20 protein-coding genes are annotated in these 23628 nt (G+C 70.5%); 15 read left to right on the top strand and 5 right to left on the bottom strand.

What is annotated here, in order from left to right; all coding sequences use genetic code 11:
* Positions 1-227 precede the first annotated feature (227 nt).
* Positions 228-1610: a type III PLP-dependent enzyme domain-containing protein gene (locus tag OP79_RS25510; RefSeq protein ID WP_033323206.1), complete on the bottom strand. Its 1383-nt coding sequence runs from the start codon at positions 1608-1610 to the stop codon at positions 228-230.
* 220 nt (positions 1611-1830) lie between these two features.
* On the opposite strand from OP79_RS25510, the gene hutU reads away from it, so the two are divergent.
* From hutU to hutI, 4 genes are all read left to right on the top strand, one after another.
* A complete protein-coding gene (hutU, locus tag OP79_RS25515; RefSeq protein WP_033323208.1) occupies positions 1831-3489 on the top strand; it encodes a urocanate hydratase in 1659 nt (552 codons plus the stop codon).
* A 215-nt stretch (positions 3490-3704) separates the two neighbouring features.
* The gene (locus OP79_RS25520; RefSeq protein WP_033323210.1) at positions 3705-4907 is read left to right on the top strand and encodes an allantoate amidohydrolase; all 1203 of its coding nucleotides are present in this window, start codon (positions 3705-3707) and stop codon (positions 4905-4907) included.
* Positions 4904-6250, top strand: coding sequence for a formimidoylglutamate deiminase (locus OP79_RS25525; protein ID WP_033323212.1), 1347 nt, complete (start codon positions 4904-4906; stop codon positions 6248-6250). The genes OP79_RS25520 and OP79_RS25525 overlap by 4 nt, the downstream gene beginning before the upstream one ends.
* A gap of 35 nt (positions 6251-6285) precedes the next feature.
* Positions 6286-7482 (top strand): imidazolonepropionase, encoded by a 1197-nt coding sequence (hutI, locus tag OP79_RS25530; RefSeq protein WP_033323214.1) that lies wholly within the window; start codon positions 6286-6288, stop codon positions 7480-7482.
* A gap of 57 nt (positions 7483-7539) precedes the next feature.
* Here the strand turns inward: hutI and OP79_RS25535 are convergent, their stop codons facing one another.
* Entirely contained in the window at positions 7540-9162 is a 1623-nt protein-coding gene (locus tag OP79_RS25535) for an RICIN domain-containing protein (RefSeq protein ID WP_078492005.1), read from the bottom strand.
* Positions 9163-9420: 258 nt separating this feature from the next.
* Positions 9421-10317: an RNA polymerase sigma factor SigF gene (locus OP79_RS25540; RefSeq protein WP_033323296.1), complete on the bottom strand. Its 897-nt coding sequence runs from the start codon at positions 10315-10317 to the stop codon at positions 9421-9423.
* 297 nt (positions 10318-10614) lie between these two features.
* On the opposite strand from OP79_RS25540, the gene OP79_RS25545 reads away from it, so the two are divergent.
* From OP79_RS25545 to OP79_RS25580, 8 genes are all read left to right on the top strand, one after another.
* Positions 10615-10983, top strand: coding sequence for an STAS domain-containing protein (locus OP79_RS25545; RefSeq protein WP_033323216.1), 369 nt, complete (start codon positions 10615-10617; stop codon positions 10981-10983).
* A gap of 300 nt (positions 10984-11283) precedes the next feature.
* Entirely contained in the window at positions 11284-11796 is a 513-nt protein-coding gene (locus tag OP79_RS25550; protein ID WP_033323218.1) for an ATP-binding protein, read from the top strand.
* A gap of 155 nt (positions 11797-11951) precedes the next feature.
* Positions 11952-12662: an LPXTG cell wall anchor domain-containing protein gene (locus OP79_RS25555; protein ID WP_033323220.1), complete on the top strand. Its 711-nt coding sequence runs from the start codon at positions 11952-11954 to the stop codon at positions 12660-12662.
* Positions 12663-12841: 179 nt separating this feature from the next.
* Positions 12842-13798 carry a COG1470 family protein gene (locus OP79_RS25560; RefSeq protein ID WP_033323297.1) on the top strand — a complete coding sequence of 319 codons (957 nt, stop codon included), beginning with the start codon at positions 12842-12844 and terminating at the stop codon, positions 13796-13798.
* Complete coding sequence (locus OP79_RS25565) at positions 13795-14955, top strand: hypothetical protein (RefSeq protein WP_033323221.1); 1161 nt, start codon at positions 13795-13797, stop codon at positions 14953-14955. The genes OP79_RS25560 and OP79_RS25565 overlap by 4 nt, the downstream gene beginning before the upstream one ends.
* Before the next feature lie 83 nt (positions 14956-15038).
* Entirely contained in the window at positions 15039-16343 is a 1305-nt protein-coding gene (locus tag OP79_RS25570; RefSeq protein ID WP_033323223.1) for a hypothetical protein, read from the top strand.
* A 323-nt stretch (positions 16344-16666) separates the two neighbouring features.
* The gene (locus tag OP79_RS25575; RefSeq protein WP_033323225.1) at positions 16667-17344 is read left to right on the top strand and encodes a response regulator transcription factor; all 678 of its coding nucleotides are present in this window, start codon (positions 16667-16669) and stop codon (positions 17342-17344) included.
* Between the two features lie 68 nt (positions 17345-17412).
* Positions 17413-18693: an ATP-binding protein gene (locus tag OP79_RS25580; protein ID WP_033323227.1), complete on the top strand. Its 1281-nt coding sequence runs from the start codon at positions 17413-17415 to the stop codon at positions 18691-18693.
* A 22-nt stretch (positions 18694-18715) separates the two neighbouring features.
* Here the strand turns inward: OP79_RS25580 and OP79_RS25585 are convergent, their stop codons facing one another.
* On the bottom strand, positions 18716-19273 hold the full coding sequence (locus OP79_RS25585; protein ID WP_033323229.1) for a GtrA family protein: 558 nt from the start codon (positions 19271-19273) through the stop codon (positions 18716-18718).
* Positions 19274-19467: 194 nt separating this feature from the next.
* Between OP79_RS25585 and OP79_RS25590 the strand changes: the two genes are divergently transcribed.
* The 3 genes from OP79_RS25590 to OP79_RS25600 are packed head-to-tail and all read left to right on the top strand — an operon-like array spanning position 19468 to position 22368.
* On the top strand, positions 19468-20628 hold the full coding sequence (locus OP79_RS25590) for a 5-(carboxyamino)imidazole ribonucleotide synthase (protein ID WP_033323231.1): 1161 nt from the start codon (positions 19468-19470) through the stop codon (positions 20626-20628).
* Positions 20625-21176 carry a 5-(carboxyamino)imidazole ribonucleotide mutase gene (purE, locus tag OP79_RS25595; RefSeq protein WP_033323232.1) on the top strand — a complete coding sequence of 184 codons (552 nt, stop codon included), beginning with the start codon at positions 20625-20627 and terminating at the stop codon, positions 21174-21176. The genes OP79_RS25590 and purE overlap by 4 nt, the downstream gene beginning before the upstream one ends.
* A gap of 4 nt (positions 21177-21180) precedes the next feature.
* Positions 21181-22368: a dipeptidase gene (locus tag OP79_RS25600; protein WP_033323234.1), complete on the top strand. Its 1188-nt coding sequence runs from the start codon at positions 21181-21183 to the stop codon at positions 22366-22368.
* Here OP79_RS25600 and OP79_RS25605 read toward each other — a convergent pair.
* Complete coding sequence (locus tag OP79_RS25605) at positions 22365-23624, bottom strand: class I SAM-dependent methyltransferase (RefSeq protein WP_051744912.1); 1260 nt, start codon at positions 23622-23624, stop codon at positions 22365-22367. The genes OP79_RS25600 and OP79_RS25605 overlap by 4 nt on opposite strands.
* Positions 23625-23628 lie beyond the last annotated feature (4 nt).

Below are 23628 nucleotides of genomic sequence, written 5' to 3' on the forward strand. Positions count from 1 at the left end.
TTCCAGCGGAACATGCGCCGACTGACTAAGGTGGGTCAACTGACCATCTACCGGGGCATGTTGGCGCCCCGGCGGTCATCGGTGACCTGACGTGGGCCGATGGCTCCGGGCGCCGGGGCCGGTCGACAGTGCCACCGCGTCAATCCGACGCCCGCACACCGCCGAGTTGAAGCACGGTGCACTCCTGCGCGCCGGGGTGCGTGTGCGCGCGAGCGCCGTGCCGGCCGTCACAGCTCCGACAGACGCCCCGCATGACGCCCGCCCGACTCCGCCACGATCTCCTCCAGCGTCTGCGGCGTCCGTACGGTCGCGAACCGCACCCCGCCTTCCCCGTCCGGCCCGAACCCGTAGATCCCCGGCCGCGGCAGCGAGTTGTACGCGTAGTGGTGCGCGAAGTAGTACGCCCCCGTGTCCAACGCCGCCGCGTAGTCGCCCTGTTCGAGCAGCGGTAGCGCACGCCCCTCGGCCAGCAGATCACCCGCGAAGCACGCGGGACCCGCCACGTTCTGCACGACCGCGGGCCCGCTCTTGGGGCGCCCCTTCGCGTCGTACGCACCCACCCGCAGCGGCCACGACGCCGGCGCGTACACCGTGCGGGCCGCCACCTGCACGCCCGCGTGCGTCACCGCGATCGCGCGCCCGCCGGCCGTCTTCGCGTACTCGACGCGCGCCAGCACCACCCCGTGCTTGGCGAGCAGCGACCGCCCGAACTCCGTGACCAGTCCGTACCGCCCGCCGAACAGCCCCGGCACGGTCCGGTCCAGCAGTCGCGCGTACTCAGCGTAGGTCGGGCTCTGGGTGTCCGACGCGTAGTTCACCGGCAACCCGCCGCCGATGTCGAGCGTATCGATCTGCTGCCGCCCGGCACGCTCGTTGATCTCCTCGGCGAGCGCGTAGGCCTCGGCCACCCCGCGGGCCATCAGCTCCAGCGGTATCCCCTGTGAACCGGAGTGCGCGTGCAGCCGGGTCAGCCACGGCCGGTCCAGATACGCCCGTACGACCCACTCGCGCGCCCCCTCGTCCCGCAGCGCCACACCGAACTTCGAGGTCGCCGTCGCCGTGGACAGCGCCTCGATCGAACCTCCGCCGACCTGCGGATTCACCCGCAGTCCGAGGGGCGACCGGGTCGTCGCCGACTGGACCAGGCCGTCGATGCGGGCCAGTTCCTGCGGATTGTCCGCGTTGACCGCGATGCCGAGCGCCAGCGCCTCCCGCAGCTCAGCCGGTGTCTTGGCCGGGGAGTCGAGGACCGTACGGGACGGGGGCACCCCGGCAGCGCGGGCCAGAGCCAGTTCGCCGGCGCTCGCCACTTCCGCGCCGATGCCCTCCTCGTGCAGCAGTCGCAGTACCGGCACGAGGGGGGTCGCCTTCACCGCGAACGCGTGCAGCACCGGCGTGCCCGGTGCGACCACCGCCTCGAAGGCCGTGCGGAGTGCCGCCGCCGAGCTGCGGATGCCCGTGATGTCGAGGAGTCCGATGATGGGGGTGTCGGGGTCCACGAGCCCCTGTTCCACTGCCGTGCGGACGGCCTCGTCCCGCCGCGCGCCCCCGTTCGACGCCGCTTCCGGCGTCTCGCCCGATGTGTCCGTGTCCCCGGTGTATGCCGCCATGTGTCCAGCCAAACACCCGCCTCGTGCCGGCGCCGAAGCCGGGTGCGTATTGACTAGTTCTATTCAGGAAGTCAGGATGTGAATACCTCCGCAATGAGCGACTGCAATGAGCGACTGCGACGACCGATCGCGGTGACGGATTGCAGAGACCGATTGCCGAGACCGATTGCCGAGACCGACTGCAACGCCGGAGCACCACCAGCCCGCCAGGAGGCAGCCCATGTCAGGACCACGCCCGGTACGAGCGCCCCGCGGTACGGAACTGAGCGCCCTGGGATGGCAGCAGGAAGCCGCCCTGCGGATGCTGCAGAACAACCTCGACCCCGAGGTCGCCGAGCACCCCGACAAGCTCGTCGTCTACGGCGGCACCGGCAAGGCCGCCCGCGACTGGCGCTCCTTCGACGCCATGGTCCGTACGCTGCGCACCCTGAAGCAGGACGAGACGATGCTCGTCCAGTCCGGCCGCCCCGTCGGTGTCATGCAGACCCATGAGTGGGCGCCGCGCGTGCTCATCGCCAACTCGAACCTGGTGGGCGACTGGGCGAACTGGGAGGAGTTCCGGCGCCTGGAGCAGCTCGGACTCACCATGTACGGCCAGATGACGGCCGGTTCGTGGATCTACATCGGTACGCAGGGCATCCTGCAGGGCACGTACGAGACGTTCGCCGCGGTGGCCGCGAAGCGGTTCGGGGGTTCGCTCGCCGGGACGATCACGCTCACCGCCGGGCTCGGTGGCATGGGCGGCGCCCAGCCGCTCGCCGTGACGATGAACGACGGGGTCGTGATCTGTATCGACTGCGACCCGCGTGCGATCGAGCGCCGTATCGAGCACCGGTACCTGGACGTACGGGCCGACTCCCTGGAGCACGCTCTCCAACTGGCTGTGGAGGCGCGCGACGCCCGCCGCCCCCTGTCGATCGGGCTGCTCGGCAACGCCGCCGAACTGCTGCCGCGCATGCTCGCCGAGGGCGCCCCCGTCGACATCGTGACCGACCAGACCTCGGCCCACGATCCGCTGGCCTACCTGCCGCTCGGCGTGGACTTCGACGACATGGCCTCCTACGCGGCGAAGGATCCGGCAGGGTTCACCACGCGTGCGCGGGAGTCCATGGCTCGGCATGTGGAGGCCATGGTCGGCTTCATGGATGCCGGTGCCGAGGTCTTCGACTACGGCAACTCCATCCGTGGCGAGGCCAAACTCGCCGGTTACGAGCGGGCGTTCGCCTTTCCCGGTTTCGTTCCCGCATACATCCGGCCGCTGTTCTGCGAGGGCAAGGGACCCTTCCGGTGGGCCGCGCTGTCCGGTGAGGCCTCGGACATCGCCAAGACGGACAAGGCGATCCTCGACCTCTTCCCCGAGAACGAATCCCTCCACCGCTGGATCAAGATGGCCGGTGAGCGGGTGCACTTCCAGGGGCTTCCGGCGCGTATCTGCTGGCTCGGCTACGGCGAACGGGACCGGGCGGGCGAGCGCTTCAACGACATGGTCGCGAGCGGTGAGTTGCAGGCCCCGCTCGTCATCGGCCGCGACCACCTGGACAGCGGCTCCGTGGCCTCCCCGTACCGCGAGACCGAAGCCATGCTCGACGGCTCCGACGCGATCGCCGACTGGCCGCTGCTGAACGCCATGGTGAACATCGCGTCGGGGGCGTCCTGGGTCTCCCTTCACCACGGGGGTGGGGTGGGGATGGGGCGGTCCATCCATGCGGGGCAGGTGTCCGTGGCCGACGGCACGGCGCTGGCCGGCGAGAAGATCCGCCGGGTGCTGACGAATGACCCGGGGATGGGTGTCATCCGGCATGTGGACGCCGGGTACGACATCGCGGCGTCGGTGGCGGACGAGCGGGGCGTGCGGGTGCCTATGCGGGAGGGCGAGTGAGCGTGCCGTCCGGTGGGGGACGGGATTCTTCCCCCACCCCGCCCCTTCCCGAAACTGAGGGCTCCGCCCCTGGGCCCCGCCCTCAGACCCCCGGTCGGCCTGAACGGCCTCGTCCTCAAACGCCGGACGGGCTGGAATTGCCTGGACTGGGCTCGAAGGCTCAGCCAAGTTCAGCCCTGGTTGGCAAGAAGTCAGCCTCTCCCTCGTTCCACGAGATGGGGCGCGACCTCAAGCCCATCGGGCGCAACCCCGACTCCGGTGGCTACCGGCGGTTCGCCTGGACCGGGGCCGATGCCGAGTGTCGGGCCTGGTTCGAAGAGCAGGCCCGGGCGCGAGGGCTGGCGTACGAGGTGGACCGGAACGGGAATCAGTGGGCCTGGCTCGGGGATCCCGCTGCCGGGGACGCTGTCGTCACCGGGTCCCACCTCGACTCGGTGCCCGATGGCGGTGCCTTCGACGGTCCTCTCGGGGTCGTGTCCTCCTTCGCCGCGCTGGATGAACTGCGGAGCAGGAACGTGCAGTTCAGCAAGCCCCTGGCCATCGTGAACTTCGGTGACGAGGAAGGTGCCCGCTTCGGGCTGGCCTGTGTGGGGTCGCGGCTCGCGGCCGGAGAGCTCACCGTCGAGCAGGCGCATCGGCTCAGGGATGCCGACGGTGTCAGCCTGCCGGAGGCGATGGAGGCCGCCGGGTTCGATCCGGACGCCATCGGGGCGGACCCGGAGCGCCTGGCGCGTATCGGCGCGTTCGTCGAGCTGCATGTCGAGCAGGGGCGTGTCCTCGACCTGTCCGGCGACCGTGTCGGTATCGCCAGTGCCATCTGGCCGCACGGGCGGTGGCGGTTCGACTTCCGGGGTGAGGCCAATCATGCGGGGACCACTCGGCTCGTGGACCGCCGCGACCCCATGCTGTCGTACGCGGAGACCGTGCTCGCGGCCCGGCGGGAAGCCCAACTCGCCGGTGCCGTCGCCACCTTCGGCAAGATCTCCGTCGAGCCGAACGGCGTGAACGCCATCCCCTCCCTCGTCCGCGGCTGGCTCGACTCCCGCGCCGCCGACCAAGTGACCCTCGACACCGTCGTCACCGGCATCGAGCGGGCGGCCCGCGAGTACGCCGACGTCCACGGCATCGAACTCGACGTCGTCCGCGAGTCGTTCACCCCCGTCGTCGAGTTCGACCACGCCCTGCGCGACGAACTCGCCCGCATCCTGGGAACCGACACGGACCTCAAGGTCCCCGTCCTCGGTACGGGCGCCGGACACGACGCCGGAATCCTCTCCGGGACCATCCCCACTGCCATGCTGTTCGTGCGCAACCCCACCGGCGTCTCGCACTCCCCGGCCGAGTACGCGGCCGAGGACGACTGCGTGGCCGGGGTACTCGCACTGGCCGACGTACTGGAAGGGCTGGCCCGCAGGTGACCCACCCCCACACGCAGACGTACTGGCTGGAGCACGCCTGGCTCGGCTCGTTCGTCGAGCCGGGCGTGGCCGTCGAGGTCGTGGATGGGCGGATCACGGCCGTCCGCACGGGGCTCGGCTCCCCGCCGCCCGGCACCGAGATCCTCCGCGGACTCACCCTCCCAGGCCTCGCGAACGCCCACTCGCATGCCTTCCACCGAGCCCTGCGCGGCACCGTCCAGGTCGGTTCCGGAACTTTCTGGACCTGGCGCGAGGTCATGTACGCCACGGCCGACCGGCTGACCCCGGATACCTACCACGCCCTCGCCCGCGCGGTGTACGCCGAGATGGCGCTCGCCGGCATCACCGCCGTGGGCGAGTTCCACTACGTCCACCACGCTCCCGGCGGCACCCCCTACGCCGACCCCAACGCGATGGGCGAGGCGCTCATCGATGCCGCCGACGAAGCCGGTATCCGTATCACCCTCCTCGACACCGCTTACCTCTCTTCCGGCTTCGGACAGCCCCCCGACACCCACCAGCTCCGCTTCTCCGACGGGAGCACGGACGCCTGGGCGGAACGCTGTTCAGTTCTCAAGGACCGGGATCACCTGCGGATCGGTGCGGCCATCCACTCCGTACGGGCCGTGCCCGCGCGGCAGTTGGCCACGGTGGCGCGCTGGGCCGAGGAGCGGCGGGCCCCGCTCCATGTGCACCTGTCCGAGCAGACGGCGGAGAACGACGCCTGCCGGGCCGCGCACGGCTGCACCCCCACCCGGCTCCTCGCCGACCACGGTGTGCTCGGCCCGCGCACGACGGGCGTCCACAACACACACCTCACCGACGAGGACATCGCGTTGCTCGGCGACTCCACGACCGGCACGTGCATGTGCCCCACCACCGAACGTGACCTGGCCGACGGCATCGGACCCGCCGCCGCCCTGCAGAAAGCCGGCTCGCCGCTCTCCCTCGGCTCCGACAGCCACGCCGTCATCGACCTGCTCGAAGAGGCGCGAGCGATGGAGCTGAACGAGCGCCTGCGCACCCGTACACGCGGTCACTGGACGGCGGCTGCCCTCCTGCGGGCGGCCTCGGCCGACGGCCATGCGGCCCTCGGCTGGGACGACGCGGGCATCATCGAGACCGGCGCGCTCGCAGACCTCACGACGATCGCGCTCGACTCGGTCAGAACAGCGGGGCCGCTGCCCAGGCTCGGCGCCGAGACGGCCGTATTCGCCGCGTCAGCGGCGGACGTACGGCACACGATCGTGGGCGGGCGGCACGTCGTACGAGACGGGGCGCACACGCACGTACCCGATGTGCCGCAAGCCCTCGCGCGGGCAGTCGAAGCCCTGCGCGCCTGACGACCACCGCCGAACTCCGCCCCCGCGAGGACGACATGAGCAGCCCGACGAAGACGAGCAGCCCGACCACCGTCATCACCAACATCGCCAGCCTGGTCACCAATGACCCCTCCCTAGGTGACAGATCCCCCCTCGGCCTGATCCAGGACGCGGCCGTCGTCATCGACGGCGACCGCGTCGCATGGACCGGTGAATCAAGCAAAGCACCCGCCACTGACAATCGGGTCGACGCGGGCGGCCGGGCGGTGATCCCGGGCTTCGTCGACTCCCACTCGCACCTGGTCTTCGCGGGCGACCGCACGCAGGAGTTCAACGCCCGCATGTCGGGCCGGGCCTACAGCGCGGGCGGCATCCGTAAGACGGTGGCGGCGACGCGCGCGGCGAGCGACGAGGAACTGGAGCGCAACCTCACCCGTTACCTGCGAGAGGCCCTCCGCCAGGGCACGACGACGATGGAAACGAAGTCCGGCTACGGCCTCACCGTCGAGGACGAGACCCGTGCCCTGCGCATCGCCGCCCGCCACACCGACGAGGTGACCTACCTCGGCGCGCACATCGTCTCGCCCGACTACACCGACGACCCGGCGGCGTACGTAGCCCTCGTCACCGGCGACATGCTCAACGCCTGCGCCCCGTACGCCCGTTGGATCGACGTCTTCTGCGAGAAGGGCGCCTTCGACGGCGACCAGGCCCGCGCGATCCTCACGGCCGGCAAGGCGAAGGGCCTGCACCCGCGCGTCCACGCCAACCAGCTGTCGTACGGCCCCGGCGTCCAGCTCGCGGTCGAACTCGACGCCGCGAGCGCCGACCACTGCACGCACCTCACGGACGCGGACATCGACGCCCTCGCCGGCAGCGCCACGGTCGCCACCCTCCTGCCCGGCGCCGAGTTCTCCACCCGCGCCGAGTGGCCGAACGCCCGCCGCCTCCTCGACGCCGGCGCCACGGTCGCCCTCTCCACGGACTGCAACCCGGGCTCGTCCTTCACGTCCTCCGTCCCGTTCTGCATCGCCCTCGCAGTACGGGACATGAGGATGACCCCGGACGAGGCGCTCTGGTCGGCGACAGCCGGCGGCGCGGCAGCCCTCCGCCGCACGGACATCGGCCACCTCACCCCGGGCGCGTACGCCGACCTGGCCTTCCTCGACGCACCGAGCCATGTCCACCTGGCTTACCGGCCGGGCGTACCGCTGGTCAGCGAGGTGTGGCGGCGAGGCGCCCGCAAGGTCTGATCAGCACAAGATCGGCACAAGATCGGCACGAGATCAGATGTGACATCAGTTGCGACATCAGGCGGGAGCCGCCCCCGCCGTCCACCGCTGCTCGTCCCGCCCCTGCGCCGGAACCAGGATGAGGCGGTTCCCGTACGCGGTCACCGCGTGGTCCGGGGCGATCGCCGGGCGGATCACGCCGCTGCCGTCCACGGTGAACGTCAGGTTCCGGCCGTTGGGGCCCTCGACCGCGTCACACTCCCAGATGCCGACGCCCCGGCCGACGGAGCCACGGCTGTCCAGGCAGTAGTCGGGGTATGCGTACGACTGCAGCACGCCGCGCCCGGAGTCGACCCGCCACCGTTGGTCGCGAGAGGACGTGCAGGTGGCCGCGTCGACGTCCGTGCCGTTCTGCGGGTCGCCGTCGATGTCCAGACACAGGCCCGACCCGGCGTTCACCACCTGGGCGTAGGCGCCGTTGGGCGGGTGGGGTGCGGGGGGCTTCGGCTTCTCGGGAGTGGGCGAGGGGCGCGGTGTCCTGGAGGGCTGTGGGGACTTCGAAGTCTTCGTCGGTTCAGGGGACTTGGTCCTGCGCGTCGGTGAAGGCGACGGGGACGACGTCGCCGAGATCATCGGCGTCACTGTCATCGCGGGCGGCCGCGCGGGTGGGGGCACGGAGTTGGCGGCGCGCTGGGGCTGTGAACTGTTCGACGAGAGCAGGTACATCAGCAGGGGAGCCACCGCGATGCCGAACGCCGCCGAGGCGAGCGCGAAGCGCCGCGACGGCAGCCAGGCCGCTGCCGCGGTGGTCCGGGTCCGGGAGTGCCTGGCAGTCCGGGCGCGCCGGGAAGCACGACCAGGCGCGGTGGATCCGTCCGAGGCGTAAGCCGCGCCGCCCCACACCAGCAGCCCGTCGGCCGACGCGATGCGCGGGGTGTCCCGCAGCGCGCACTGCTCCTCGTACGCGGCGGCGCAGTGCGCGCACAGCGTGATGTGGGCGTCCAGATCCATTCCGTACCGCGGATGATCGGGGCGTACCGCCTCCTCGATCAGTCGCCGGAAGCCCTGGCAGCGCGGATCGCCGGAGTCGGCCAGCCGGGCCTTCAGACAGGCCTGGCGCAGCGCCTGGAAGGCCGGCTCCTTCCCGTACGTCACGTCCTGGGGCGTGAATCCCAGGTAGACGGCCGCTCCGGCGTCGGGCTCCTCGTCCACGACGGTGTACCAGACGAGGCCCTGGACACGGGTCGGAAGGCTCTGGAACGCCGCCAGCATCGGCGGTTCGCGGTCGTCGGCGCCCGTCTCGCGCAGGTGGGTCAGCAGGTCCGGATGGAGGCGGTTGCCGCGGTCGTCGGTGGCCCATGCGGCTGCCACGCGCGTGACCAGCAGCAGAAGCTTGTGCCGCCACGGTCCGCGCGGCTCGACGCCACGCGCCGTCTCGCGGGCGGCCAGCGCGAACGCCTGGGCCGTGAGCCGGCGTGCGCCGGGCTCGTCCATGGCGCACAGCCGCGCGTACGCCAGCACGGCGGGCCGGTGCCGCAGGCGCAGCTCGCGCAGCGCGGGGTACGCGGTGGCGGCGTCGGCGCGTATCAGTGCGGTGAGCTGCGTGTCGGGCGTGCTGGTGTGCGGGCCGGCGTCCGCGTCCGCCTTCGCGCCTGCTGCCGCTCCTGTGTGGTTCTCGTCGCCCTGATGCGCCCGAGTCATCCCCGTTCCTCCCTCTTGCCTCCCGCCTTCGCCACCGTCGGCACCTCGGCGTACCGCTCGGTATGAGGTTGGGTCATAGTGGTGGAAGGAGGGCGGCGAGGGTAGGGGTTTCCGCCAGTAACCATGTTGTGCGTGGCTTGTTTGTGATGATGGCGCCCGCCGAGCCCCGCCCAGCGGGACCTCGTACGGGCGCCATCAACAAGCTTCACCGCCACGTGCGGCGGGGCCACCTCCGGTGGCGCCACCTGCGGCGGAGTGCTACTCCTCGACTGTCAGACCCTTCCGCAGCCTCACCAGCGTCCGGGACAGCAGGCGCGACACATGCATCTGGGAGATGCCCAACTCGTCGCCTATCTCGGACTGGGTCATGTTGGCGACGAAGCGGAGGGAGAGGATCTTCCGGTCACGGGAAGGAAGTTCGGCGATCAGGGGCTTCAGGGACTCGACGTACTCGATGCCTTCGAGGCCGTGGTCCTCGTAGCCGATGCGGTCGGCCAGGGCGCCCTCGGAGTCGTCCTCCTCCGGCTGGGCGTCAAGTGAAGATGCGGTGTAGGCGTTGGACGCGGCCATGCCCTCGACGACCTCGTCGTTCGAAAGGCCCAGGCGATCCGCCAGCTCTCCCACTGTCGGAGCGCGGTCCAGTTGCTGGGCCAGTTCGTCGCCGGCCTTGGCCAGGTCCAGGCGGAGTTCCTGAAGTCTGCGGGGTACGCGCACCGACCAGCTGGTGTCGCGGAAGAAACGCTTGATCTCGCCGACGATGGTCGGCATCGCGAAGGTCGGGAACTCCACGCCACGGCTGAGCTCGAAGCGGTCGATCGCCTTGATCAGGCCGATCGTGCCGACCTGGATGATGTCCTCCATCGGCTCACTGCGGGAGCGGAACCGGGAGGCCGCGAACTTCACCAGAGCGAGGTTCAGTTCGACCAGGGTGTTGCGTACATAGGAATACTCGTGCGTGCCTTCTTCCAGGGATTCCAGCCGCTCGAAGAGGGTTTTGGACAGGGCCCGTGCGTCCACCGGCCCCACCTCGTCGTACGGCGGGATCTCCGGAAGGCCGGCGAGTCCGTCGAGGTCCTCCTCGAGGGGATCCGCCTTTTCCGGAGAGGGTGTCGACGTCGCCTGGGGGGTCTGCGATGCGTCGAGCCGGGGTGACATGATGTCCTCCATCGTTCTCGGCATATGGCCGCCGATGCCAATACGTGCACTGCGGTGTGCGGCGCCTCCAAAGCCGGCCGTGTTGATTCGTGTCCCTACTAGCCCTACCCGCTTTCGTCAGTCCACCGCAAGTGCGCTTGCTGGAGAAATGTCCGAGTTTGAGCGGTTGTTCGGGTGTGGCAAGGTCGTAGAGAGGTCGTAGGGAAGGAACCGCACGGCAGGAGTCGTGGTCGTAGGGAAGGCGTAGTGTTCAAGAGCGTCAATCAACAGCCACGACGGTCGGAAGAGAGAGACGGCATGGACCGCGGGACGGTCGGCAGCGCACAATCGGGCCGGCTTCTGGTCGAGGTGCGGGAAGAGGGCCTCAGCGCCGTCGTGACCCCGGCGGGTGAGTTGGACCACCACACCGCCGATCTGCTACGAGAACCCCTCGAGGACTGCATCGAGCGCGGGTTCGCGCGCCTCGTCGTGGACTGTTCGCGGCTCGAGTTCTGCGACTCCACTGGGCTGAACGTGTTGCTCGGTGCCCGGCTCAAGGCCGAGAGCGTGGGCGGTGGGGTCCATCTGGCCGGGATGCTTCCGGTGGTGGCCCGGGTCTTCGAGATCACCGGGGCGGCGGCCGTCTTCACCGTGCACGACACGCTCGACGCGGCTCTGCGCGAGTAATCGCACTGTGCGTGGCACGCTCGAGCGGCCCCTGGACGAGTAACCGCCCGACTGCGGCGTGCGAAGTTATGGCTCGGTTGTCTCTGTGTGATCAGCGCGTTACCAGCGTCACAGTGTCCCTGTCGAATCAGTGGGTGTTCTGACGGTTCGGCCGGGCAGGAGACACCCTGAATATGTCAACAAGGCCAACGGCAAGCACGCGGCAGTCCGGGATCCCGAGTGTCCTGAGCTTTCTGGATGTCCTGAGTCCTGAGTCGCGAACTGAATCGCGAACTGGTGAATCGGTGAGGTGAAGCGCTGATGAGCACCACCCGGCCTTACCCGCCGGGCGACCGCGGCCCGGATGCGGGCGTCTGCGGCGCTTCGGGGGAGGCCAGAGACGACGGGTCCGCGCACCCGGCCGCCCGTCAGGTCCGTCGGCTCAACCTCGACGGCGCGAGCGGGGTCGTCCCCCTCGCCCGCGATTTCGCCCGCCAGGCGCTGCACGCGTGGGGCTGGCTGCCCGCCGCGACCGCCGACCGGCGGGCCGCCGCCGAGGACGTACTGCTGGTCGTCTCCGAGCTCGTCACCAACGCCTGCCTGCACGCCGAGGGCCCGGACGAGCTGTGGATCGCCTGCGACGACAAAGTGCTGCGCGTCGAGGTCTCCGACCGGGGCACCGGCCAGCCCGCCCCGCGCACCCCGCACCGCGCCGGGCGCCCCGGCGGCCACGGGATGTTCATCGTGCAGCGGCTGTGCCTGGACTGGGGGGTTGTCCGGGCTCCAGGGGTCGCGGGCAAGACCGTATGGGCGGAACTCGGGGCGCCCGCTTAGCCCGAAGTAACCCCCACCAAGGGTTACCGCAGGTTCGAACCCTTCTCCGTACGCGGCGGATCGATCGAGATCCGGCGCGTCCTTTGTCTTCCCTCCACAAGGCCCCAGGCGTACCTTGACGGCCGATCTGATGTGCCGTCAGGAATGAGGGGACCGTGTCATACCGGACGTACCAGAAACGAACCGCCGCGCTCGCGTTCGCCGCGGCCCTGGCCGGCTCGGCGGTGCTGATGGCCGCCCCCGCAGCTTGGGCCGAGGTCGTCGACGTCGAGTACAACTGCAAGACGCCGATCGGTGACAAGTCCGCCGTCTCGCCCATCGACATCAAGAGTGCCGAGAGCGGCAGCGGCTACAAGATCACCATGTCCTGGCAGAAGGGCGTCTCGTCCAGCCCGGTGGAACTGGGCAAGGGCTCGATGAACCCGAGCGCCACCATCAAGCTGGGCGGCGCCGAGAGCGGCACGCTCACCGTGAAGGGCCCGGCCAACGCCGAGGCCATCCCCGCCAACACCCCCATCAAAATCAGCGACTTGAGCGGTACGTACACGCCGTCCAAGAGCGGCAAGGTCACCTTCACGCCGGGCGTGCTCACCATCAAGGCGCTCGGTACGACGACCACCTGCGAACCCGGCAACAATCCGGGACCCGCGCTGAGCCTCGACGTCACGGCCGCGGGTGGCGGCGGCGGTTCGTCGGAGACCTCACCCGAGGGCGGCACCGAGAGCGGCGCGGACTCCGGCGCCGAGCTCCCGCAGACCGGCCCCGAGGACTCCGCGATCGCCCTCGGCACGCTCGGCGGCACGGTGCTCCTCGCCGGAGCGGCCGGGGTGCTGTGGCTGACCCGAAGGAACCAGGCGCCGCGCTGACCTGTGGTTTACCCCGTTCTCGTACGCGTAGGTCGAGCCACCTGCCGTACGCCGCACTAGAGCCGCTCTCCCACCCGCCAGCCCGACCACCGCCCCTCAAGGAGGCTCCCCCAGAGCTGAACGCCTGGGGGGACCCCCATCGCGCCGCACCTTCTGGTCTGGAGCCGCCTGTGACATCCGTGCAGTCCGCCGCCCGTGGCCTCTGTGTCCTCGCCCTCGCCGCCGTCGCCTTGCTCGGCGTCGTACCGACCGCCGTGGCCGACGAGGGCTGGTCCGTCGTGCCGTCGGCGGGTGGCCGGGACGGGCGGCCGTACTTCTACGCGGAGGGCGCGCCCGGTGCGGTCCTGCAGGACACGGTGTCGGTGATCAACCCGGGCGAGGAGCCGCTCACCGTACGGCTGCGGGGCGCTGACGCCGACAACAGCCAGGAGGGCGGCGGCTTCGCGCTGCGGGCGAAGCCGCGTGACACCGGCTCGTGGATCACCTTCGCCGAGAAGACCGTGAAGGTGCCTGCGCGGACGCGTGCCGACGTTCCGTTCACCATCGGCGTTCCCGAGGGCGCCATCCCCGGCGACCACCCCGGCGCGATCGTCGCGAGCGGCGGCGGCCGGTCCGCGGCCGTGCGCGTCCAGCTGCGGGTCGCCGGCCCGACCCTGTCCGCGCTCACGGTCGAGGACGTGGCGGTAGGGGACGGCCGCATCTCGTACGACCTGGTCAACCGCGGCAACACCGTACTGACCCCGAAGCTCGCCGTACGCGCCGACGGACTGTTCGGCGAGGTGCTCGACCGCGCCCCGCGCACCCTCCCCGTCGAACTGCTCCCCGGACGCCGAGTCACCCTCCGCGAGCCCTGGCCAGAACGGCCCGCGTTCGATTCGGTCGACGTGAGACTCACGGTCACGGCGGCGGGCGGGGCGCACGACGAGGCGGGCATGGCGGCGCGGTTCGTGCCATGGGGAGCGGTCGCGGGCCTGGCGGGCGGGCTCGTGCTGTGTGCGGGCGGTGCCGTTTGGTTCGTACGACGTCGAAGGCGCACCGAGGAGTCCGGCGAGCCCGGTGGACCTGGTGGACCCGGTGGACCTGATGGGCCCGAACAGCCGCGTACGGAAGTCGAGTTGACGGGAGCGGTGACGTGAGCGGGAAGGTGCGGATTCCGGCGTTGGTGGTGGCGGTGCTCGCGCTGCTCCTGCTCCCCCTGAGCGGGGCGGCTACGGGCGCGGACGGGAAACCGGAGGTCAAGCTGTCCAAGTCCCAGGCGGGGACGGGCGGTTCGATCACGGTGACCGGCTCCGGATGGCGGCCGGACACCCTCCTCATGATGCTGATCTGCGGTCGGTCCTCACCCGACCGGGGCGTGCTCGGCGGCACCAACTCCTGTGCCAACGCGGACGGCCGCGCCGTCACCACGGACGAGAAGGGCGCGTTCAGCAAGAAGCTGCCGGTCGTCGAGCCGCCGCAGCCGTGCCCGTGCGTGGTGCACGTGGCGACCGTGACCGGTCAGAAGGCGGACGCGGACGCGGCGTTCCTGGTCGCCGGGCACGAGGTCGAGCCGCTTCCGAAGGAGGACACCAGCGGACGGCTCTCGGTGCTCACCGACACCCGGCTCGACGGATCGAACGGTGTGCTGACCTGGTTCGGCGCGCCGCCGTCCCGCGACTTCGTCTTCACCGTCGGCAACGTCGGCTCCTCCGCCGTCAAGGATCCCGTCTTCCAGGTCGGCACCTCCCACGGCGTGTTCGCGCCGCAGTGGGAGGAACAGCAGTGGCGCGGCACCATCGAGCCCGGCAAGAAGGCGCAGATCGAACTGCCCGTCGAGCTGTCGGCCGGCGCGCACGGCGACTACACGGTCTCGGTGAAGTACGGCGGCAAGGTGCTCGCCGAACAGCCCTGGGGTGTGGGCCGTCCCTGGGGTGTGACGCTCTTCTGGATCCTGCTCTTCGTCGTCGTACCGGCCGCCGTGTTCCGGGTCGGGATGGCCGTGGTGGACCGCGTACGGCCGCAGGGCAGGTCCAGGCCGGCCGGTCGCTGGGGCTCCCGCCCGAGGAGCGGTGGCGGTGGCGGGCACGCCGGTCCGCGCCGGAGTCTGCGGCTGCCCGAAGTCACCGTACGCATGCCGAAGTTGAGCCTTTCGTCCACGGCGTCGTCCCCCCACGCAGACGCCGACAGCGACACCCGTACGAACCCGACCTTGCCGTGGTTCACCCCGGACACCGATCCGGGGGCCGAGGCCGGTCAGCTCTCCGCACCGCAAGAGAACAGCCCTTCGACCCCCACCAGAAAGGGAAACTCGTGAGGACGCAACGGAGAGTCCGGCCGACAGACGGTGGCCTTGGGGGGCAGAAGCGCCCTAGAGCGAGCGCGGCCGGAGTCGCGCTGATGCTCGGCGGCGCGGGCATCCTGCTCGGGGCGGCCGCGGTGCCCGCCCAGGCGGCCGAGGTGTCGTACAAGACCGAATGCGTACCGCCCGCGATCTCCGGGATGGACCCGGTGCAGGGCACGACCCAGGTGGAGATCACCGCGCCCGCCGAGGCGAAGGTCGGGGACGAGGTGCAGATCACCTGGAAGTTCGTGAAGGCCGCCTCCAAGAACCCCGACATCATCGACCTGGAGAAGGACACCGTCCAGCCCACCGGCACCCTCAAGGCGGGCGGCGCGCAGACCGGCGACATCGCCATGGAGGGGCCGCGGCAGAACCCCGCCATCCCGAAGAACAGCGACATGAAGCTCTCCGACATGAAGGGCACGCTGAAGCTGACGGCGGCCGGAGAGGTCACGCTGACCCCGGACGCGTACAACGTCAACGTCAACAAGCCCGTGTCCGCGGACACCAAGTGCACGCCGACGGAGGCGGTGAAGCCGACCGCGACGATCAAGGTGAGCGGGGGTGACTCCGGCGGGACGTCGGGCGGGCTGCCGACGGGTGTGCCGTCGGTGCCGACGGACCTGCCGACCGGGGGCACTCCGCCGTCCTCTCCCGCCGATCCCTCCGAGAGCGCGACCGGGGGTGACAGCGGGGGATCGTCGGACTCCGGCGGATCCGGTGGCGGTCAGACCGAATTCACGGGCAAGGAGGTCGAGATCCCGTACGAGTGCAAGACGCCGATCGGGGACAAGAGCGCGACCTCTCCCGTGCAGATCGACGCCAAGAAGGACGACGGGAACTTCGGCCTGACGGTGCAGTTCAAGAAGTCGGTCATGGACAGCCCGGCGGACATTCCGGCGGACTCGGTGAAGCCGTCGATGGAGGTCGCGCTGGGCGGCGCGGACAAGGGCACGGTACGGGTGGAGGGCCCGACGAACCCGGAGCCGATCAAGTCGGGTGACCCGATCGAGATCCCTGACCTGACGGGCACGTACAAGCCGGGCGCGGACGGTGAGTCGACGCTTTCGCCTGGCGTTCTGACGGTGGAGGCCCTCGGTACGACGACGACGTGTACGCCGGCCAAGAGCGAGGTCTCGTTGACGCTGGACACCTCGTCGCAGCCGGGAGGCGCCGCGGGCGGCTCGGGCTCTTCCGGTTCCGGTGCGTCGGGTGCGGGCCCCGCGTCCTCGGGCGGCGGCCTCGCGGACACGGGATCCGACGACAATGGCCTGCTGCGGGCGCTTGGGCTGTTGGCGGGGACGACGATTTTGCTGGGCGGGGCGGTGTTCACGTTCATGCCGCGACGTCGCATGCGCTAGCGCTCCGCTGGGGGCGGTTTGAAGCTGCGGGTTGAGTGTGGCTGGTCGCGCAGTTCCCCGCGCCCCTGGGTGGGTGGTGGGTGCGGGGCCGCGGTCCGGTGCGTCAGCCCGTCGCAGGGCGGGCATACGGCCCTTAGCTGGTACAAGGCCCTGGTCCTCCGAGACCGGAGCTAAGCGACGGGCATAGGACGCACCGGCCCACGACCCCTCCCGCCGGTGGAAGGGTGCGGGTGCGTGGGGGTGCGGGCTTTTGGTTGGGGCCTGAGCAGAGAGATCTCGATCTTCCCTCACGATGGTTGTCCACAGCGGACTACCATCAGTCCATGACCCGAGTACTGCTCGCCGAGGACGACGCGTCCATTTCGGAGCCGCTGGCCCGCGCCCTGCGCCGGGAGGGTTACGAGGTCGAGGTGCGCGAGGACGGCCCCACCGCGCTCGACGCCGGTATTCAGGGCGGCGTCGATCTGGTCGTGCTCGACCTCGGGCTGCCCGGCATGGACGGACTGGAGGTGGCCCGTCGGCTGCGCGCCGAAGGCCACACCATCCCGATCCTCATCCTGACCGCGCGCGCCGACGAGGTGGACACCGTCGTCGGCCTCGACGCGGGTGCCGACGACTATGTCACCAAGCCGTTCCGTCTCGCCGAACTGCTCGCCCGGGTCCGGGCCCTGCTCCGGCGCGGTGCCGCGGAGCCGCAGCAGCCGCCCGCCACGCACGGGGTGCGCATCGACGTCGAGTCGCACCGGGCGTGGATGGGTGACGAGGAACTCCAGCTCACGGCCAAGGAGTTCGACCTCCTGCGGGTGCTGGTGCGGGATGCGGGGCGGGTCGTCACGCGTGACCAGCTGATGCGCGAGGTCTGGGACACGACGTGGTGGTCTTCGACCAAGACCCTGGACATGCACATCTCGTGGCTGCGCAAGAAGCTCGGCGACGACGCGGCGAATCCGCGATACATCGCCACGGTACGAGGGGTCGGGTTCCGGTTCGAGAAAAGTTGAACCGCTGCGGGTTCGTCGTGGCTGGTCGCGCACACTGGACCTCGTAAACCTGCTGCCCGGAGGGCCCCGTGCGTCGCCGTCTTATTCAGTCCACTCTCGCCGTGGTCCTCGTCGTGATCGCCGTGTTCGGTTTCTCGCTCGTCATCGTCGAGACCCGGACGATCAGTGCCAGCGCCCAGGAACGTGTGGACCTGGAGGCGCTGCGGCTGGCGAGCATCGTCGACAGCCGCATTCTCGGTGACGAGCAGATCAGTGCCGAGATCCTTCAGGACCAGGTCGCGGACAACCGGTATGCGCGGATCGTGATTCCGGGGCGGGACCCGATCGAGATCGGCACCAGGCCCACAGGTGAGGTCATCCAGTCGAAGAAGGCGCAGGGCGAGGAGGGCGAGACGGTCACGATCGAGGAGCCGCGTTCCTCGGTCACCCGCGAAGTCGGCCGTACGCTCCTGATCATCGCCGCGGTCGCCCTGCTCGCGGTGATCGCCGCCGTACTGCTCGCCGTACGCCAGGCCAACCGGCTCGCCTCCCCGCTGACCGACCTCGCGGAGACCGCCGAGCGGCTCGGCTCCGGGGACCCGCGACCGCGCCACAAGCGGTACGGAGTGCCGGAGCTGGACCGCGTCGCGGACGTGCTGGACGGCTCCGCCGAGCGCATCGCCCGGATGCTGACGGCCGAACGCCGGCTGGCCGCCGACGCCTCCCACCAGCTCCGTACGCCCCTCACGGCCCTGTCCATGCGCCTGGAGGAGATCACCCTCACCGACGACCCGGACACGGTGAAGGAGGAGGCGACGATCGCGCTCGGCCAGGTGGAGCGCCTGACGGACGTGGTCGAGCGGCTGCTCACCAACTCCCGTGACCCCCGCACCGGCTCCGCCGTCACCTTCGACCTGGACGAGGTCATCAACCAGCAGCTCGCGGAATGGCGCCCCGCCTACCGCAGCGTGGGCCGCGCCATCGTCTGCTCGGGCAAGCGGCATCTGCACGCCGTGGGCACCCCCGGAGCGGTGGCCCAGGTGCTGGCCGCCCTGATCGAGAACTCGCTCATGCACGGCGGCGGCACGGTCGCCCTGCGCACCCGCGTCACCGGCAACCAGGTCGTGGTCGAGGTGACCGACGAGGGCCCGGGCGTCCCCGCCGAACTGGGCGCCCGGATCTTCGAGCGGGCCATCAGCGGCCAGAACTCCACGGGCATCGGCCTGGCCGTGGCCCGCGACCTGGCGGAGGCCGACGGCGGTCGGCTCGAAATGCTCCAGGCCCAGCCTCCGGTCTTCGGCCTGTTCCTGTCGCGTACGCCGAAGAAGCGGCCGTCGGCGGGCCAGGAGCCGGAGCAGACGGTGCGATAGCTGGATGGTCGGGGCCCCGGGGTCAGCGCATGCGTGTGAACTGACGCGTCGGGCGGTCCTCCGTCAGCAAGGGATCCGGCGTCAGGAACGATTCGGCACTGGCCACGGCCCCGCGGGCCGGGAGCGCACGGAACACCCAGGTGCGGTAGGACCAGAAGCGGAACAGGGTCGCGATACCGATGCCGACGAACTTGAAGACGTTGTTCTGCAGGGGGCTGTCGAAGCCGAGGCCGTACGTGGCGGCGTACAGAATGCCGTTCTCGATCACCAGGCCGACCGCGCTGAACAGCAGGAAGAGCGAGAGTTCCCTGGTGCGGCCGCTCTTGTCGCGGTCGCGGTAGGTGAAGTAGCGGAACCCTATGTAGTTGGAGCCGATCGCCACCATCGTGGCGATCACACTGGCCCGCACGACCTGCAGGTCCGTGGTGTTGCGTACGAGGTTGAAGACGAGGAGATTGACCAGCAGCCCCATGCCGCCGACCGCCCCGAACTTGGCGATCTCGCGCGTCAGCCGGTCGATGCGCCGGCGTACCGCGCTGTGCGGCGCGGCACGTGCACCGCGTGAAGCACCTTTGCCCATGGTGTCGCCCAGCCCCCGTCTCGTCGGATACGCCAACTTCGTCAACCTTCGTCGACTCGACCATGCTATCCAGCCCTGCCGGTCCAGTCCTGGGCAGAGCCGGAAGATGTGGTCAGTGCGTGATGAGCATGCGGAAGTTTCGGTGATCATGCGCGCGGCAAGGAGCGGCCCGGGGCGCCCGTTACCCTGGGTGCGTGACGTTCCCGGTAGTCGGCATGGTCGGCGGGGGTCAGCTCGCTCGTATGACGCACGAGGCTGGCATCCCGCTCGGCATCAGATTCAAGCTCCTCAGTGACACTCCCCAGGACTCCGCGGCGCAGGTCGTCGGCGATGTCGTCATCGGCGACTATCGCGATCTCGACACGCTGCGTGACTTCGCGCGGGGCTGCGATGTGATCACCTTCGATCACGAGCACGTACCCACCGAGCATCTTCGGGCCCTGGAGGCGGACGGCATTCCCGTACGCCCCGGCCCGGACGCGCTCGTACACGCCCAGGACAAGGGCGTGATGCGTGCGAGACTCGACGCGATCGGGGTGCCGTGTCCACGCCACCGGATCGTGAGCGATCCGGCCGATGTCGCCGCGTTCGCGGCGGAAGGCCTTTCTGAGGGCGCCGAGGGTGACGGTTTTCCGGTCGTCCTCAAGACCGTCCGCGGCGGCTACGACGGCAAGGGCGTATGGGTCGTACGGTCCGCGGCGGAGGCCGAGGACCCCTTCCGCGCCGGTGTCCCGGTCCTCGCCGAGGAGAAGGTCGACTTCGTACGGGAACTCGCCGCGAACGTCGTCCGCTCGCCTCACGGCCAGGCGGTCGCCTACCCCGTCGTGGAGTCGCGGCAGGTCAACGGCGTCTGCGACACGGTGATCGCCCCGGCCCCGGACCTCCCCGCCGAGCGGGCGCTCCAGGCCGAGCAGCTCGCCCTGAACATCGCCAAGGAACTCGACGTCATAGGCCACCTCGCCGTCGAGCTCTTCGAGACCCGCGACGGCCGCATCCTGGTCAACGAACTGGCCATGCGCCCCCACAACTCCGGCCACTGGTCCCAGGACGGCGCGATCACCTCCCAGTTCGCCAACCACGTCCGCGCGGTCCTCGACCTGCCCCTGGGCGACCCGCGTCCGCGCGCCAAGTGGACGGTCATGGTGAACGTCCTCGGCGGCGACTATCCCGACATGTACTCCGCGTATCTGCACTGCATGGCCCGCGACCCCCAGCTCAAGATCCACATGTACGGCAAGGACGTGAAGCCCGGCCGCAAGGTCGGCCACGTCAACACCTACGGCGACGACCTGGCCGACGTCCTCGACCGCGCCCGTCACGCAGCCGCCTATCTGAGGGGAACGATCACGGAATGAGCACCTCGGCAGAGTCTTCGGAGAGTCCCGTCGTAGGCATCGTCATGGGCTCGGACTCCGACTGGCCCGTCATGGAAGCGGCGGCCCAGGCCCTGGACGAGTTCGAGATCCCGTACGAGGTCGATGTGGTCTCCGCGCACCGGATGCCCCGCGAGATGATCGCGTACGGCGAGGAGGCGGCGGACCGCGGCATCAAGGTGATCATCGCGGGCGCCGGGGGAGCCGCCCATCTGCCGGGCATGCTCGCCTCCGTGACCCCGCTGCCCGTGATCGGCGTGCCCGTGCCGCTGAAGCACCTGGACGGCATGGACTCGCTGCTGTCGATCGTGCAGATGCCCGCCGGAGTGCCGGTCGCCACCGTGTCCGTCGCCGGCGCCCGTAACGCCGGACTGCTCGCGGCCCGCGTCCTCGGCGCCCACGACGAGGAACTCCGCGGCCGTATGCGGGAGTTCCAGCAGGAGCTGAACGACCAGGCATCGGAGAAGGGCAAGCGGCTGCGCGCCAAGACCGAAGGCGTGGCGGGCTTCGGCTTCGGTTCGGGGAGCTGAGGGCATGGCGCCGACGACGGCCCTGGACGAAGCCCGGGAACTGCTGCGCCAGTTCCCGGTCGCCGACGGGCACAACGACCTCCCCTGGGCCCTGCGCCAACAGGTCCGCTACGACCTCGACGCCCGCGACCTCGCCACCGACCAGAGCGCGCACCTGCACACCGACCTGCCGCGGCTGCGCGCGGGCGGCGTAGGCGCACAGTTCTGGTCGGTGTACGTCCGCTCGGACCTGCCGGAACCCGTGCCCGCCACGCTCGAACAGATCGACTGCGTACAGCAGTTGATCGCGCGCCATCCGGCAGACCTGAAGGCCGCGCTGACGGCCGCCGACATGGAGGCGGCGCGCGGCGAGGGCCGTATCGCCTCGCTGATGGGCGCGGAGGGCGGCCACTCGATCGCGAGCTCCCTCGCCACGCTACGGGCGCTGTACGCGCTGGGCGTCCGCTACATGACCCTCACCCACAACGACAACATCCCCTGGGCGGACTCAGCGACGGACGAGCCGGGCGTGGGCGGCCTGTCGGCCTTCGGCCGCGAGGTGGTCCGGGAGATGAACCGCGAGGGCATGCTCGTCGACCTCTCCCACGTCGCCCCGACGACGATGCGCGACGCCCTCGACACGACCGTCGCGCCCGTGATCTTCTCCCACTCCTCCTCACGCGCGGTGTGCGACCACCCCCGCAACATCCCCGACGACGTACTCGAACGCCTGCCGGCCAACGGCGGTGTGGCGATGGTGACGTTCGTGCCGAAGTTCGTCCTCCAGGCGGCCGTCGACTGGACGGCGGCGGCGGACGAGAACATGCGCGAGCACGGCTTCCACCCCCTGGACACCACGGCGGAGGCGATGAAGGTCCACCGCGCCTTCGAGGACGCGCACCCCCGTCCGGTCGCCACGGCCGCGACGGTCGCCGACCACCTGGACCACATGCGCGAGGCCGCCGGAATCGACCACATCGGCATCGGCGGCGACTACGACGGCACGGCCTTCACCCCCGATGACCTGCACGACGTCTCGGGCTACCCGAACCTCATCGCCGAACTCCTCAGCCGCGGCTGGTCGAAGCCCGACCTCGCCAAGCTGACCTGGCAGAACACGGTACGGGTCCTGGGAGCGGCGGAGGACGTGGCACGGGCCGAGCGCTCCCGCAGGGGCCCGTCGAACGCGACGCCGGCGCAACTGGACGGCTAGCGGTCGCTGGAGACGGGGCGCCCGATCAGCATGGTCGGAGCACCCCGCACCCGTGTCAGGAACACTGTCGCCGAGTTCGGCCCCCGCGGCTTCACCTTGCGGCGGAGTTCCTCCGGCTCGACCGCCGAGCCGCGCTTCTTGACGGTCAGGGTGCCGACTTCGCGCTCTCGGAGCAGCGCCTTCAACTTCTTTAGGCTGAAGGGGAGTTGGTCGGTGATCTCGTAAGCGGTGGCGTACGGGGTCGGGGGCACGGCGTCCGCGGTGACGTACGCGATCGTCTCGTCGAGCAGTCCGCCGCCGACCTCCTCGGCGACCTCCGCGACCAGATGGGCGCGGATGACGGCACCGTCGGGCTCGTACAAGTACCGTCCCGGCGGCCGTACTTGAGGATCGGGCAGCCCACGGCCACGCAGGCTGCGCGGCCCGGGCAGCAGGGTGGCGCGCACGAGCCCGGGTTCGGTGCCGAACCACAGCACGGCCTCCTTCACGTCCCCGGAATCCGAGACCCACTCGGCCTCGGCGTCGTCCGGGATCGCCTCGTGCGGAATCCCGGGCGCGATCTTGAGCGCGGCGCGAGGCGCCTTGAGAGCCGCCTCGACGGCCCACGAGAGAGGCGGCGAATAGGCCTCCGGATCGAAAACGCGGCCCCGCCCGCCGCGCCGGGCAGGGTCCACGAAGACCGCGTCGTACGAGGACGTGTCGACCGCAGTGACATCCGCCTCCCGTACGTCGATCAGGTCGCCGAGCCCGAGCGCGTCGGCGTTCGCACGGGCCACCGCGCAGGTGAGCGGGTCGCGATCGACGGCCAGGACACGCACCCCGGCGCGGGCGAGGGCGATCGCGTCCCCGCCGATGCCACAGCAGAGATCGGCGACGGACCGTACGCCGAGCTCCGTGAAACGCTCCGCCCGGTACGCCGCGACCGTCGCCCGGGTCGCCTGCTCGACCCCGTTCGCGGTGAAGAACATCCGCCCGGCGTCCGCGCTCCCGAACTTCCCCACCGCCCGCTGCCGCCACCGCGCCTGCGCGATCGCCGCGGACACGAGCTCGGCCGGATGCTCCCGCCGCAGCCGCGTGGCCACGGCCAGTTCCTGCGCCGGCTCGACCTCCCGCACCTCGTCGAGCAGAAACCGTCCGCGTTCGGTGAGCAGCGCGGCGAAGGAGGCCAGGGGATCGTGATCGTCCACGGCCCCATTGTGGGCCAGTCGGTGGATGGTGCGCGCCCGGCGGCGGTGTCGGGGACTCGTACGGTTCATGGCC

This window comes from Streptomyces yerevanensis (assembly GCF_000716805.1).
In the GTDB taxonomy this organism is placed as follows: domain Bacteria; phylum Actinomycetota; class Actinomycetes; order Streptomycetales; family Streptomycetaceae; genus Streptomyces; species Streptomyces flaveus.